This is a genomic window from Gillisia lutea, assembly GCF_021568705.1.
GTDB classification, from domain to species: domain Bacteria; phylum Bacteroidota; class Bacteroidia; order Flavobacteriales; family Flavobacteriaceae; genus Gillisia; species Gillisia lutea.
This window is the reverse complement of record NZ_JAKGTH010000007.1, coordinates 185653-199493: the sequence shown is the minus strand read 5'-3', so window position 1 is coordinate 199493 and position 13841 is coordinate 185653. Positions and strand designations below refer to the sequence as shown.

Annotated in this window: 12 protein-coding genes; 1 reads left to right on the top strand and 11 read right to left on the bottom strand. The window is 36.3% G+C overall.

All coding sequences use genetic code 11. The features are described from left to right. Positions 1 to 6: 6 nt before the first annotated feature. The 4 genes from L1I30_RS05285 to L1I30_RS05270 form a co-directional block, all read right to left on the bottom strand. Entirely contained in the window at positions 7 to 1263 is a 1257-nt protein-coding gene (locus tag L1I30_RS05285) for a glycoside hydrolase family 88/105 protein (RefSeq protein WP_236133220.1), read from the bottom strand. Between the two features lie 5 nt (positions 1264 to 1268). Further along, positions 1269 to 2267: a DUF4861 family protein gene (locus tag L1I30_RS05280; protein ID WP_236133219.1), complete on the bottom strand. Its 999-nt coding sequence runs from the start codon at positions 2265 to 2267 to the stop codon at positions 1269 to 1271. A gap of 4 nt (positions 2268 to 2271) precedes the next feature. After that, a complete protein-coding gene (locus L1I30_RS05275; RefSeq protein ID WP_236133218.1) occupies positions 2272 to 3699 on the bottom strand; it encodes a glycoside hydrolase family 28 protein in 1428 nt (475 codons plus the stop codon). A 151-nt stretch (positions 3700 to 3850) separates the two neighbouring features. Beyond that, positions 3851 to 4852: a pectinesterase family protein gene (locus tag L1I30_RS05270; RefSeq protein ID WP_236133217.1), complete on the bottom strand. Its 1002-nt coding sequence runs from the start codon at positions 4850 to 4852 to the stop codon at positions 3851 to 3853. A 228-nt stretch (positions 4853 to 5080) separates the two neighbouring features. Between L1I30_RS05270 and L1I30_RS05265 the strand changes: the two genes are divergently transcribed. Beyond that, positions 5081 to 6118, top strand: a complete 1038-nt coding sequence (locus L1I30_RS05265; protein WP_236133216.1) for a LacI family DNA-binding transcriptional regulator — start codon at positions 5081 to 5083, stop codon at positions 6116 to 6118. 17 nt (positions 6119 to 6135) lie between these two features. On the opposite strand, the gene L1I30_RS05260 is transcribed toward L1I30_RS05265, so the two are convergent. From L1I30_RS05260 to L1I30_RS05230, 7 genes are read right to left on the bottom strand one after another with little or no spacing between them, the layout of a single operon-like run. Further along, positions 6136 to 7323: a Gfo/Idh/MocA family protein gene (locus tag L1I30_RS05260; RefSeq protein WP_236133215.1), complete on the bottom strand. Its 1188-nt coding sequence runs from the start codon at positions 7321 to 7323 to the stop codon at positions 6136 to 6138. 5 nt (positions 7324 to 7328) lie between these two features. After that, complete coding sequence (locus tag L1I30_RS05255; protein ID WP_236133214.1) at positions 7329 to 8942, bottom strand: UxaA family hydrolase; 1614 nt, start codon at positions 8940 to 8942, stop codon at positions 7329 to 7331. Between the two features lie 15 nt (positions 8943 to 8957). Next, on the bottom strand, positions 8958 to 10418 hold the full coding sequence (locus L1I30_RS05250) for a tagaturonate reductase (RefSeq protein ID WP_236133213.1): 1461 nt from the start codon (positions 10416 to 10418) through the stop codon (positions 8958 to 8960). Positions 10419 to 10432: 14 nt separating this feature from the next. Beyond that, positions 10433 to 11722, bottom strand: coding sequence for a TRAP transporter large permease (locus tag L1I30_RS05245; protein ID WP_236133212.1), 1290 nt, complete (start codon positions 11720 to 11722; stop codon positions 10433 to 10435). Then, complete coding sequence (locus L1I30_RS05240; protein ID WP_236133211.1) at positions 11719 to 12186, bottom strand: TRAP transporter small permease; 468 nt, start codon at positions 12184 to 12186, stop codon at positions 11719 to 11721. The genes L1I30_RS05245 and L1I30_RS05240 overlap by 4 nt, the downstream gene beginning before the upstream one ends. Before the next feature lie 2 nt (positions 12187 to 12188). Then, on the bottom strand, positions 12189 to 13175 hold the full coding sequence (locus tag L1I30_RS05235) for a TRAP transporter substrate-binding protein (RefSeq protein WP_236133210.1): 987 nt from the start codon (positions 13173 to 13175) through the stop codon (positions 12189 to 12191). After that, on the bottom strand, positions 13172 to 13840 hold the full coding sequence (locus tag L1I30_RS05230) for a bifunctional 4-hydroxy-2-oxoglutarate aldolase/2-dehydro-3-deoxy-phosphogluconate aldolase (protein WP_236133209.1): 669 nt from the start codon (positions 13838 to 13840) through the stop codon (positions 13172 to 13174). The genes L1I30_RS05235 and L1I30_RS05230 overlap by 4 nt, the downstream gene beginning before the upstream one ends. Position 13841 lies beyond the last annotated feature (1 nt).

The window sequence follows — 13841 nt, the reverse complement described above, 5'->3', positions numbered from 1 at the left end:
CCTATATTATTTATCCAACTGTAAACTGGCAAGAATAAAAGGTCCGGTTCCTTTAGGATCGTTGCTTCTTATCTCTTCATTTACATAGTATTCGTAAGAAGCATCTCTGTAAGGATCGCCGCCAAGCCCGGCAACCGCACAAACCTGATTAAGGTTTACAATCCCATCTTCTTCAACAGTGATTAAATTCTTTAGAAGTCCGCCATATGCCTTTTCGGCAACTGTCATATATTTTTCAGGTAAATATCCTTTTTTCACCCCTTTGGCAAAAGTATAAGTGAACATGGAAGTTCCTGATGCTTCCAGATAATTTCCTTCCCTGTCCCCCTGGTCCAGCACCTGGTACCAAAGTCCCGAATCTTTATTCTGGTACTTCGTAACAGCTTCAGCAAACTGATTCAGGTATTTAATGATCTTTTCGCGGCCTGCATGATCTTCCGGAAGGTAATCTAAAACATCTACCATGGCCATTCCATACCATCCCATAGCACGCGACCAGAAATTTGGGGAAGTTCCTGTTTCCTTATTGGCCCATTTCTGCTCACGGCTCGAATCCCAGCCGTGGTACAGTAATCCTGTATTTTCATCTAATGTATGCTTCTGAATAAGATCAAATTGATGCACAATATCATCATAAGCTTTAGCTGCTGCTGCCTCCTGTTCCGTAAACATTTTGGTATAATGGGCATAAAAAGGTTCGGCCATATAAAGCCCGTCCAGCCACATTTGCTGGGTATATCTCTTCTTATGCCAGAAACCACCATCGGGAGTTCGTGGTTGTGTATCTATCTGACTTCTTAAAGTTTTCAGGGCAGTTAGAAAACGTTCTTCTTTCGTCTCGGGATAGAGATATAAAAGTACATTTCCTGAATTGAGCATATCCAGGTTCTGGTCGCTCAATTTATAAGTTCTAATCTCACCTTCAGCAGTTATTAGCGTATCAGCGAAATCATAGATATAATCGTAATATTCTTGTTTATTAGTTTGCTCATAAACTTCCTGTGCAGCCTTCAAAACGAGCCCATTTGTATAACTCCATTTTGGTTTCTCGCGGAAATCCAGTTTAGTCGCTTCAGGAAAACGATGCATTTCAGACATTAGCATTCTTTCAGACCATTTTAAGTCTTCAGGCACAGTTTTTTCTTGCGTGGTTTCAACTGATGCCTCATCTTTTTTATTTCCTGAATCTTTACAATTTGTAAATAACAATGGAATAAAAAATATAAGTAATAAGCGAAATGTACTTTTTTGAGATATTACCATTTATCTTAATTTAATGAGTTTTCTTTTTCCAATGTATTCAGTAGCTCATTAATGCTGGCTACAAAATCTTCCTGAGTAGTAATTCCATCCTTCTCCTGTTCCCAGGCTCCAAGGAAATAATAAGTAACTGTATTTGTTGTTGGTTTAAAGATCAATAAGTGATCATTTACGTCTTCTACCTGCTGAGTCACTTGATCTTTTTTGTAGAAAACTGCCATCCCGAGTTTATCGGTATCACTAACTAAAGTTTGCGCTCCGTACGTAGCAATATAACCCCATTTTTCCCCTTCCTTTTTCATTAGATCCACATCAGGAAATTTCACGATCCCTGTGGTGAGACCTTCAATCTCTTTGGAAGGTGTTAATTCAGCTTTCATATACCTGCCTTCCGGAAAAATGCTAAGTTCAGACTTAAGGTCTATGGTATCTTTCCCAGTATTCCATCCCTGATAACTGATCTCTACAGAAGAACTTTCTTCAGAATTATTAACCTTTGCTTGTGTATGGGCAACATTTCTGAAGTGTGCTACGGTATCATTCATATATCTTCCATAACCACCAATCCCCATAGATTTTCCGGCTTTCAGAATATCCTGACCCCACGGAGCGGCTTCGTGGTAGGAATCAAAACCATTCTGCCCTACGTAGGGAAGCACCAGTGTGTCTACCTTCTTTCCGAAAATATCAATGGCATTTCTCCAGTCTAGATAGAGCCTGTAACCAACACGGCTATTTTCCCAACCCGGACCTTCATATCGTATGTACCAGGAATGATCTGTATGCTCTTTCGGGACATCCAAACTATATACATTCTCAAATTCACCACCCATATATTCACGACCTTGCCATGAACCATTCTTTTTGATAGAAAGTTCTGCATAGGTTTTATTGCTAACCAATGAATCTTCCTGACTTTCCGCAATATCTTCTTTGGTGTTTTCTTTTTTTCCGTCGTTACAGGAAATAAGCAACATCATTAAAACCGGAATGATAATCTTTTTCATATGTCTAAAATTCTTGACCGTTAATGGTTGTATTTATAAATTTAATTGGCTCACAATTTTCAATTTTTACAGGGGTTTTGGTGGTCTTGATGCTAACATTTTTAAGCACAATGTTCTTCACAGGATCCTGCTCTCTTCCTTTTATCAAAATGCCATACTCTCCCCCATTTTCAACTGTAACGTTCTCCAGAAAAATATTTTTAATGCTGGGAATATAATCTCCCTCCTGGTTGTCATAAATTCCGTAATGAGTATTAATCTTTAGAACGGCTTCTTTTACCTGTCCTACTATAATATCTTTCACATATATATTTTCTACAAAACCTCCACGAATTGTATTGGTCTTGATACGAATAGCACGATCCAGATTAGGACTGTCCATTCTACAATTTCGAACAAACACATTACGTACCCCGGCAGAAATTTCACTTCCCATTACTACACCTCCATGACCATCTGCCATTTCACAGTTTTCAATTACTATATTCTCACTGGGGATCCCCACTCTTCTACCGTCATTATTTCTTCCAGATTTAATGGCGATACAATCATCGCCAGTGTCAAAAATTGAATTTTTAATATGTACGTTCTTAGAATATTCGGGATCGCAACCATCATTGTTTGGTCCATGACTTCTTACTGTAACACCATCTATTGTAATATTATTAGATTTTATGGGATGTAAAATCCAGAATGGGGCATTGGTAAAAGTTACGCCTTGCACTAAAATATTCTCACATTCAAAAGGCTCAAAGAAAGTTGGTCTTAAAAGATATCCCTCACCAAATTTTCGGTCTTTTATAGGAACTCCATCAGCAATCATTTTTCTTAAACGAGGTAGATTCTCTTCATCTGTTTGCTTAGGCATGCCTTCCTTATACCCGTATTCATCTTTGCCTACCCAATTCCACCAGTTTTCATTATTTGCCTGTCCATTGAACACTCCTTTTCCGGTAACTGCAATGTTTTTCTGGCCATAGGCATAAATCAAAGGGGAATAATTCATTAGCTCCATCCCCTCATAAGAGGTGTGTACCATTGGAAGATATGCTGATTTATCTTTAGTGAACAGGATTTCAGCCCCTTCTTCTACGTGAAAATTCACGTTAGATTTAAGATGAATGGGACCTGTTAGATATTTCCCGGAAGGCACTAAAACTTTTCCACCACCGCTTTCATTGCAAGCCGCTATAGCTTTTTTAAAGGCTTCGCTATTATTAAACTCAGCATCAGCTTTTGCCCCATAGTCCATAACATTAAAAGTGCGGTCTTGGAATTTAGGGACTATAATATTACTAATTATTAGATCGGCTTGATTCCACCCGCTGTTGGTATTGCCATTTTGCAAACCAGTCTTGCACGAATAAGAAAATAAGATTGCCAGTAAGGCAAATGAGTTGATTAATATTTTCAAAGTAGATGTTGTTCTCATATATAAATTGTAATCGATTGCACTAAAATAGGAAAGCTTTACCAGATTGCATAATTTTTTATTGAAAATTTATCATTCTCTTAAAAAGCATAGTGTTTAAATAAGGAATAGACAGATAATTGATCAGATTATTCTCCAATAACTTAGTTGCTTATTTGCTGTACCAGTCATCTACACCCCCGAAAATATTAAGAATCTTAAAAGTATCTGTTTGTTCTTTTGTTAGTTGTTTAGACCAATAGACCCTTTGGCCGGTTGATCCTGGCCCAGTAGAATTATATTCTGCATAGAAAGCTGTTTTCTCGGCATTAGGTTTATCCCAGTTGTGCCATCCCGCCGGATTTATAAGTGCCGCCATTTGTGTATTAATAAAAACGGTCTGGGCATACTCTCGCCATGGCCTTCCCAGATAAAAACTACTTTTAGGCGCATCCCCAGTAATCATACAATTAATAAAAACAAAGCCATATTTTGAAGATTGATTGGTAGAAGCAGCTGTTATATAATGCCCTCCTTTCTTACAGAAAATTTCACAATTTTCGAAAACTGCCGTGGACCAACCGAATATAAAATCGGTAGTTCCCTCAATATAGCAGTTTATATAGTACTGTCTACTGTCACTTCCATGCAAATAAAGGGTATCCTGATTACCAATAAATCGGCAATTTTTAAATACAACTTTGTCACCATCTACGCGTACAGCGACTGCCTGCCCAATAGGCCCTGCGCTATTTTCAAAAGTTATGTTTTCAGCTCTAAAATTGTCTCCAAAAATAAAAAAGGAACTGGATCCCGTAGTACCTAATTCTTCTCCATATTTATTGAGCTTTTGTGCATAATCATTATACGATAAAATAGTTTTCTCTGCACTCTCACCAATAATGGTGACATGTGTTTTTGAAGAAGGTAGAATTAGTTTTTCGTTATAAACACCATTCATTACCTTAATTCTTGTTTCATTTCTTCTAAAATCTGACACTGCGTTTATAGCTTCCTGCACAGTAGTAAAATCTCCACTTCCATCTTGAGCCACCTTAATGTGAAACTGCTCTTCTTGTATAAGCTGACTATCAAATAATTTTTTACCACTTGAATTATATGAAATAAGCAATAGCAAAAAAAAGGCAGGGTATTTAGAATTAAAAATGGTCATAACTATAAGTTGAAATTTATTAATTGAGCAATAAAGCCTATTTTTGCACTTAACTCAATGTAATCGATTACTTAAATTATTATTATTTTTTCACATCCCTGAAAAAAAATCCATATTTTTAAGAATAATAAGTTATAATTAACGTTTGACCCCATTTTTAATTCATATTTCGGATATTCTAAATTTGAAAATGGAATTTTCTTTTAGTTATCTAAACAAACTTACCTAATGAAAAAGGATAAAATAACTATTTATGATATTTCAAAAAAGCTAAATATAAGCGCTGCTACTGTTTCTCGAGCTCTTAATAATAATCCAAAAATAAGTGAGAAGACTCGTGCCTTGGTTGCTAAAACTGCAACTGAAATGAATTATAAACAAAATCGTTTAGCCCAGGCACTAAAAAATGGAAGAACGAATAATGTAGGGATAATCGTTCCATATATCAATAGAAGCTTTTTCTCTTCTATAATAAGAGGTATTGAAGAGGAGTTAAATCCTAATGGATATCATGTAATTATTTGTCAGTCTCATGAAGAGGAAGAAAATGAGATCCAGCAATTAAACACCTTATTAAATACACAAATTGATGGAATTTTCATGTCTGTTTCCAAGACTACGCAAACAACTGATCATATCAGGAAAGCCTTGGAAGAAAATACTCCCATCGTCTTCTTTGACAGGAAACTGGAATTCCCCGGAGTAAGCTCTGTGGTTCTTGATGATTTTAAAGCAGGCTTTATAGCAACCGAACATTTAATTAATGAAGGTTGCAATAGAATAGCACATCTATCTGGTGATATTAATCTTGAAATATATCGAAATAGATTTGAAGGCTATAAATCGGCACTTAAAGAATATAATATTGCTTATGATAAAAACCTGGTAATACAAACAAGTAGTAAAATTGAATCTGGAATTCAGGCTGTCACTCAACTGTGGGAACTTGAAAATAAGCCGGATGCCATATTTTCTGCCGGGGACTATGCAGCTCTAGGAGCCATTCAGGAACTTAAAAATAGAAAGATCAAGATTCCAGAAGATGTATGTGTTGTTGGTTTCAGTAATGAGCCTTTTACAAAGTATATGGAACTACCTATTACCTCTATTGATCAGACACCTCAAATGATGGGAAAAATAGCTGCGCAGGTATTTCTAGAGCAGGTTAAAGGAAATCAAACTATAAGTATTGAAAAGAAAGTTGTGCTAGCACCTGAACTTTTTATTCGAGAATCTTCTAATAGAAAACTATTGAAATTTAAATAATCACCTTTAATTTAAGCCTATAAAGTGGGAATAATAATTTCTACTCCTCGTTTTTGTGCAGATTTATAGGACGAATAAATGGTAAGAATAACATCGGTAGCCAAAGTACTGTTGCTTTCCGGCTCTTTACCTATTGAGATGGCTTCATAAAACGCTTCCATTTCATGCTGATAGCCGTTAAACCATGCTTCGTCTGGAGAAATATTAGACCAGCCTTCTTTTGTTCCGGTCTTTTCAACAACATAAACATCATTAAAAGCACTATCTACCGGATTATAGGTTTGCATAGCATTATTAGGGGTTAGATTACAAATAGTACGATGATTATTCGCATGCACTTCTAAGTAGTTTTTAACTCCTCCATGCAGCAGTTCACTAGCAGTTATGTCTGCTATAGTACCATCTTCAAAAACCACATGTGTAAACGCATAATCTTCAACATCTGTATAACCATCTCTTAAATGACCTTGATTTCTGAAATTCTCTAATCTGGTAATACTATGCGTTCGACAAGTAACCGATTTAGGCCGGATAGGCTTCCCGTTATTGATGTTCCCTTCTACATGTTTTAGATAAATTGCTCCTGTTAGGGGATGACAGCCTTTCCCCATTAGAGAGCCTCCTCCAGATAAATTCCATTTTCCATAAGCTTTGGAATGAGATCCTGAATGTGACTGCTGAGCCTGTATCCATAAAATTTGAGATCTAGTTTTCTCAATAAGCTCCTTTTCCTTTTGAATAGCAGGTGCGTATACCCAATTTTCAGCATAAAGAATCTTTCCTTCACTATTCTTTTCCGCTTCCAACATATGTTGAACGCTCTCCATTGCTTTTTTAAAACCATCTTCCTTATCAAAATTATCTCCTGAAAAATCTAACTTGCCATTCCCGAAATATCCCGTTAAAGGTTTTTCAATAATGACATGTTTATTTTGTTTCAGAATTTGAATTGCTAAGGGCTCATGAGTAACCGGCGGGGTACATAGATGCAGTACATCGGATGCATCTATCAGTTCATCCAGATTTGAAAAAGGTTTTAAGGAATTTTCGTGGCAAAACCGATTGCATTTATCAATAGTTTTTGAATAAACTCCAATAATTTCTACTTTAACTCCATACACCTTTCTAAGAGCATCCAAATGGAATTTAGCAGCAAAACCAGATCCTATAAGGCCCGTTCTAATATGTTTTTTGTAACTATTCATTGAAATTAAAGGGAAACCCCTCTTTTCCAAGGAATAAAATCATCCTGATTTAACTGATCTGCTTTAGATCTAATTTTCCCACTGGCTACACCAATTATATAATCGAATAATTCCTCTCCCATTTCGGGAATCGTCTTTTCCCCTTTTATAACATCTCCCGCATCTACATCAATTATATCTGGCATTCTACCTGCTAAAATTGAATTGGAGGACATCTTTATTACTGGAGCGATTGGATTTCCGGTAGGAGTTCCCAGTCCAGTGGTAAATACAACTATATTTGCCCCAGAACCCACCATACCAGTAGTACTTTCCACATCATTTCCAGGAGTACACAAAAGATTCAGACCTGGTTTGGTGACATATTCTCCATAGTCTAAAACTGCCTGAATTGGCGAGGTTCCACCTTTCTTAGCCGCACCCGCAGATTTCATAGCGTCGGTTATTAAACCATCTTTAATATTTCCTGGAGACGGATTCATATCAAACCCGGAACCTGCAGCTTCTGCGGCATTTTCGTAAGATTTCATAAGACCCATGAATTTCTCAGCAGTTTCATCATCTACACAACGATTTACCAATTCCTGCTCCACTCCGCATAACTCAGGAAATTCGGAAAGTATTGGTGAACCACCTAAAGCAGCTAACATGTCAGAAACATAACCCAAAGCAGGATTGGCTGAAATACCGGAGAAACCATCAGATCCACCGCACTCTAAACCAAGTTTCAGCTTAGATAAAGGCGCTGGTTCCCTTTTGATCTCATTTGCCTTTTTAATCCCTTCAAAAGAATCTTTAATAATGCTATTAAGCATTTCATCGACTGTACCCATTTGTTGCTGCTCGTAAATAAGCACCGGCTTTTTAATATCTGAATTGATCTTATTTAAAGCATTCTTAAAAATATCAATTTGCAAGTTTTGACATCCCAGACTGAGAACAGTTGCTCCTGCAACATTCGGATTATTCACATAACCCGCTAGTAATTTTGATAACATTACCGAATCCTGACGTATTCCTCCGCATCCACCCTGATGTGTAATGAATTTCACTTCAATATTATCAAAGACTGCGGTTTCTTCTTCTTCAATATCTATAACAGTATCCTCATTTCCAGAAATCAGATTTCTAAGTAATTGTCTTTGTTTTGGTGATTTATGGAATGAAAATTCCTTTTCAAATATATCCTTTAACAATTCTACATTCCTGTTCTCACAGAATACTAGTGGAAAAAATAACCAAACATTAGCTGTACCCACCTGTCCATCTGGCCTATGATAGCCAAGAAAAGATTGATTCTTATATTTGGAAACATTCGGAGCTTTCCAGGGAGTGGTTTCAGATTTGTTAAATGTAGAATTAGCTTCATGTTTAACATTTTCTGTAGTAAGCTTGCCACCTCTTTTAATTATCTCTGTTGCTTTTCCAACAAGCACCCCATACATGTAAATCTTATCGCCGGGAGCAAGATCTACCATGCTAATTTTATGTTTGGCCTGAGTATCTGAAAGAACTAAAACTTCCTCTCCTTCAAAATCAATCTTATCACCCTGCCATAGATCAACTAAAGCAATAGCAACATTGTCTTCGTTTTGGACTTTTATCAATTTACTTTTCATAATCAACATCTTAAATTATTCGTATTTCGAAAATACAGAATAGCCTTCCTCAATTCCTTTGGTATCTATTAATTCTAAGGCTTTAACTATTTTATCCTTTAATTCAGGAACCTTATTAAGATTCCTATCCCAAAAATCTTCCTTTGCAAGTACTTGCTCTGTAAGCTCGTTATAACTATTAAGTTCCCAGAACTTTTTCATTACCGAAACTACCTCATCACTATCATTTACAGGAAGACTATTTCCTTGCCATTTTCCATCATAAAAACGAATCAAACAAGCAAATGCAAAGGTAAGCCTTGAAGGTAATCGATTGTATCTTTCCTGAAAACCTAGTAGGCTCGGCAATACTCTGACCTTAAATTTTGAAATACTGTTCAAAGCTATACTGGCCAACTGATGCTTTATAAAGGGGTTTCTAAATCTATCAAAAACTTCATCTGCAAAAGTTTCTAATTCTCCAGATGGTAATGACAGCGTAGGATTAATTTCTTCAAAAACGGCCTTTCGAATAAAATCTCCAGTGAATGAATTATCTACAGTTTCTTTAACTGTTTCATTCCCAAAGAGAATAGAAAAAGGAACCATGGCAGTATGAGCACCATTTAAAATTCTAACCTTCCGGGTTCTATACGGTTGCATATCTTTAACTATAAGAATATTCTCATCGATCTTATCAAAAGGGATTTGAGCTTTTAATTTCTCTCCTCCTTCAATTACCCAAAGTAAGAACACTTCTGCAGAAACAATTAATTTATCTTCCAGTTCTAGCTGACTTTGATAAGATTCGATATCATCTTTTGGATACCCTGGAACAATTCTATCTACAAGCGTATTATGAAAACTACTGCTCTCATTTAACCATGTCTTAAATTCAGGTTCTAAACTCCATAATTCAGCATACTTAAGGATAATTTCTTTAAGCGTATCAGCATTATTATTAATCAGTTCACATGGAATTATAGTCAATCCTTTATCTGAAGCAGCATTAAAATATTTAAATCTCTCGTATAACAAAGCAGTCACTTTCGCGGGAAAACTTTTATGCGGAAAACCTTTTAAAGTATCAGATTTGTCGAAGGCTATTCCTGCTTCAGTAGTATTGGATATTAAGAATTGAAGTTCTTCTTCTTTAGCAAGATCTAAATATTCTTGATAATGTTTATAGGGATCGATCCCTTTTTGAATACAAGAAATAGTAACATTTTCCTGAATCTCTTTGCCCTTCTTAATTCCCTTCATAAATAAATTATAAAGACCATCCTGATGATTAAGCATATTAACAAGGCCGTCTGGTAGCGGTTGAATTACCGCCACGCCGGCATTAAATCCCGCTTCCTTATTAAGTTTATCAATTATATAGTCTACAAAGGCTCTCAGGAAATTTCCTTCCCCGTATTGTACAACCTTTATAGGAAGACGTTCGGTTATCCCTAAGTTTTCTCTGTTTAGTATTTTAGTTTCAATGTTTTCCATAATAAAAATTGTATTTATTCAAATAAACTTGGTAACCATAGACTGATAGCCGGAATAAAAGTCACTAACAGTAATACTATAAACATTACTAGATATAAAGGTAGTAATGGCTTCATTACTTTTTGAATGGTTGTTTTGGCAACTCCTACTCCAATAAATAATACTGCTCCTACGGGTGGCGTACACAAACCAACACATAAATTCATAACCATTACAATTCCGAAGTGAACAGGATCTATTCCCAGATTTACAACTACTGGCAAAAATATTGGTGTAAAAATTAATACTGCAGGTGTCATATCCATAAATGTGCCTACAAAAAGCAACAACAAATTGATGATTAATAATATCACATATTTATTATCACTTAAAGCAAGAAGCACCTCACTAACAGATTGCGGTATATTTTCGTAAGACATTACCCAAGACATACTCATGGATGTCGCTATAAGAAGCATAACTATAGCTGTGGTGCCTACTGAGCTTAAGAAAACCTTATGCAGAAGCTTCTTATTAAGCTCTCCATAGATAAAAGAAAGTATTAGGCAATATAAAACCGCTATCCCTGAAGCTTCTGTGGCTGTAAATATTCCAGAAACTATTCCTCCTATTACCACAACCAATAATAGTAAACTTGGAAGCGCTTTTAAAAATGTGGAAAGTACAATTCCAATGCTACTTGGCTTACCAGAAGGATATTTTTTCTTTTTAATCCATACTGCGGCTACAAGCATTAGTGCAAGTCCCATTAAAATTCCTGGCAGATATCCAGCTAGAAAAAGTGAAGCAATTGAGACCCCCCCACTAGCTAAAGAATAAACTATGAGAACATTCGAAGGAGGAATTACCAAACCAGTAGTAGATGAAGTTACGTTAATTGCAGCACCAAATTCTCTTGAATAATTTTCTTTTTCCATTGGTGGACCTAGAATCCCTCCAATAGCCGAAGCTGCGGCAACCGCCGATCCGGAAATAGCTCCAAATAACATAGCTGCGATCACATTTACATATACTAAACCGCCAGGGAGTGAACCAATGAGAGCTTTTGCAAAATTAATAAGTCGGTTTGCTATACCACCCTGATTCATTATTTGTCCGGCAAGAATGAAAAATGGTATTGCAAGAAGAGAAAAACTATCTAATCCTGTAGCCATTCTTTGTGCTACTGTGGTAAATGCAGCCAATGAATCTATAGTTGCCAGCATTGTAAACAAACAGGATAATCCAATAGACCATGCTACGGGAACTCCTATAGCTAAAAGGACTAAAAATGAAATCACCAATATCAAAATTTCTGAAATCATGATAAATATTTTTCAGGGTTTAAAATTTCATTGCTTTTATAAGCGATGATCAATATTCCGCTTAAAGGAATTACGGCGTAAACGATATATAAAGGAATTTCCAACGCTGCTGAGCTTTGTCCTAAGTCGTAGTTTACATAAACCAAATTTCCTCCACCTATAATTAAAACTGTAACGCAAAAGAAAATTATAAGAAGATCGATGCCAATTCTCAATCGTTTTCGATTTTGCTTATCAAGTCTTTCTTCAAGTAAGTTAATAGCTAAATGGTCTTGTTGTCCAGCTGCATAAGCAGCACCTAATATTCCTATCCAAATCAATAAATAGCGGGCAAGTTCTTCTGTTACAGAACTTGGAGAATGAAGCACGTATCTTGAGAAGACCTGCCACAAAACAGCGAGAACAATTGTACCCATGAGAAATACTAAAAAACTCCCCAAAATTTTATCTAAGCTTTTTTTCATAACTACTTTATATTCTGAATCTCTTGAATTATCGAACGCATATTTGAGTCTAAAGAAAATTCGTCATACATAGGTTTAACAAGTTTTCTAAATTCCTCCTTTTTAGCCTCTATTACAGTTACTCCCGCTTTTTTAATTTCCTCAAGCGCATGCAATTCTGCTTTACGCCATACTTCCTTTTCATATTCTGAAGATTCCATTGCGGACTCTTTTAACCATTTCTGTTCTTGCGGACTAAGCTGGTTCCATATTGGTGTTCCTATTACTAATTCATCTGGAAGGGCTGTATGTTCATCCAAAATCAAATATTTACACACTTCATAATGACGGGAAAGGTGAAAGCTGGGAAGGTTATTTTCCGCACCGTCTACAATCCCTTGTTGTAAAGCAGTATATAGTTCTCCCCATGCAATAGGAGTTGGTGAGCCTCCTAAGTTTTTAACCATATTGATAGCGGTTTGGCTTTCCATTACTCGCAATTTCAAACCTTTGAGATCATGAGGACCTTCTATTGGAGTTTTGCTATAAAAGCTTCTGCTACCAGCGTCATAAAAAGTTAAACCTTTAAGTCTTTTATCTATAGTCGAATTCAGGAAATCTTCTCCAATCTTTCCTTCAAGAACTTGAAAGCGATGCTCTCTATCTCTAAATAAAAAGGGTAAACCAAATACTTTTAACTCTGGTGCAAAATTCTCCATTACTCCGGTAGAAACTTTGGTCATTCCTAAACTACCAATTTGAAGGAGCTCTAAACATTCTCTTTCAGAACCTAATTGTTGATTAGGGTAGATATCAATTCTCATTCTACCATTCGACTTTTCATCGAGTCTTTTGGCCATAAATAGCATGGACTTATGAACGGGATGGGTAATATCTAAACTATGCCCAAGTTTTATCACTCTAATTTCTTCATTTACTTTGCAACCTAAAAAAAGAAGAAAAAAAGCACCTAGGAGTAGAAGGCTATATAATCTTTTATAGTTTTTCATTTGAGATCCTGTACTATATTAATGGCCTCAGATACTGTATTAGTGATGGCCTGATCATCAAAAGTTCCATCTTCTTTTTTGAGGAAGAGTTTAGAGCCTATCCCAACACAATGGACTCCGGCATCATACCATTCTTTTAAATTATCCTTTGTTGGACTTACTCCTCCTGTAGGCATAATGCTAGACCACGGCAGCGGACCTTTTACAGCCTTTACAAAAGAAGGTCCTCCAACCTGACTTCCAGGAAATATTTTGACCACTTCTGCCCCAAGTTCTTCTGCATAGGAAATTTCAGTTACAGAACCACATCCGGGCATCCATGCTACTTTTCGACGATTACAGGTCTTAGCCATTTCAGCATTTACAATAGGAGAAACAATGAAATTAGCACCTAACTGTAGATATAATGAAGTTGTTCCAGGGTCTAAAATAGAGCCCGCCCCAAGTATCATATTTTCAAATTTATCATTTACATACTTGCTTAGTTCTCCAAAAACTTCATGTGCAAATTCTCCCCTATTGGTAAATTCGAAAACTCTTGCACCACCTTCATAGCACGCTTTTATAACCTGCTTGCAAACTTCTAGGTCCCTGTGATAGAAAACAGGAACAATTCCTGTCGCCTTCATAGTTTCTGAAACCTGTATTCGTGTATATTTTGCCATA

Excerpts from the sequence above, each read along its gene's own strand:
- L1I30_RS05280 (WP_236133219.1), bottom strand. The coding sequence starts at position 2,267 with ATGAAAAAGATTATCATTCCGGTTTTAATGATGTTGCTTATTTCCTGT.
- L1I30_RS05240 (WP_236133211.1), bottom strand. The coding sequence starts at position 12,186 with ATGAAAAAAAGCTTAGATAAAATTTTGGGGAGTTTTTTAGTATTTCTC.
- L1I30_RS05230 (WP_236133209.1), bottom strand. The coding sequence starts at position 13,840 with ATGGCAAAATATACACGAATACAGGTTTCAGAAACTATGAAGGCGACA.
- L1I30_RS05245 (WP_236133212.1), bottom strand. The coding sequence starts at position 11,722 with ATGATTTCAGAAATTTTGATATTGGTGATTTCATTTTTAGTCCTTTTA.
- L1I30_RS05260 (WP_236133215.1), bottom strand. The coding sequence starts at position 7,323 with ATGAATAGTTACAAAAAACATATTAGAACGGGCCTTATAGGATCTGGT.
- L1I30_RS05255 (WP_236133214.1), bottom strand. The coding sequence starts at position 8,942 with ATGAAAAGTAAATTGATAAAAGTCCAAAACGAAGACAATGTTGCTATT.
- L1I30_RS05285 (WP_236133220.1), bottom strand. The coding sequence starts at position 1,263 with ATGGTAATATCTCAAAAAAGTACATTTCGCTTATTACTTATATTTTTT.
- L1I30_RS05265 (WP_236133216.1), top strand. The coding sequence starts at position 5,081 with ATGAAAAAGGATAAAATAACTATTTATGATATTTCAAAAAAGCTAAAT.
- L1I30_RS05250 (WP_236133213.1), bottom strand. The coding sequence starts at position 10,418 with ATGGAAAACATTGAAACTAAAATACTAAACAGAGAAAACTTAGGGATA.
- L1I30_RS05270 (WP_236133217.1), bottom strand. The coding sequence starts at position 4,852 with ATGACCATTTTTAATTCTAAATACCCTGCCTTTTTTTTGCTATTGCTT.
- L1I30_RS05275 (WP_236133218.1), bottom strand. The coding sequence starts at position 3,699 with ATGAGAACAACATCTACTTTGAAAATATTAATCAACTCATTTGCCTTA.
- L1I30_RS05235 (WP_236133210.1), bottom strand. The coding sequence starts at position 13,175 with ATGAAAAACTATAAAAGATTATATAGCCTTCTACTCCTAGGTGCTTTT.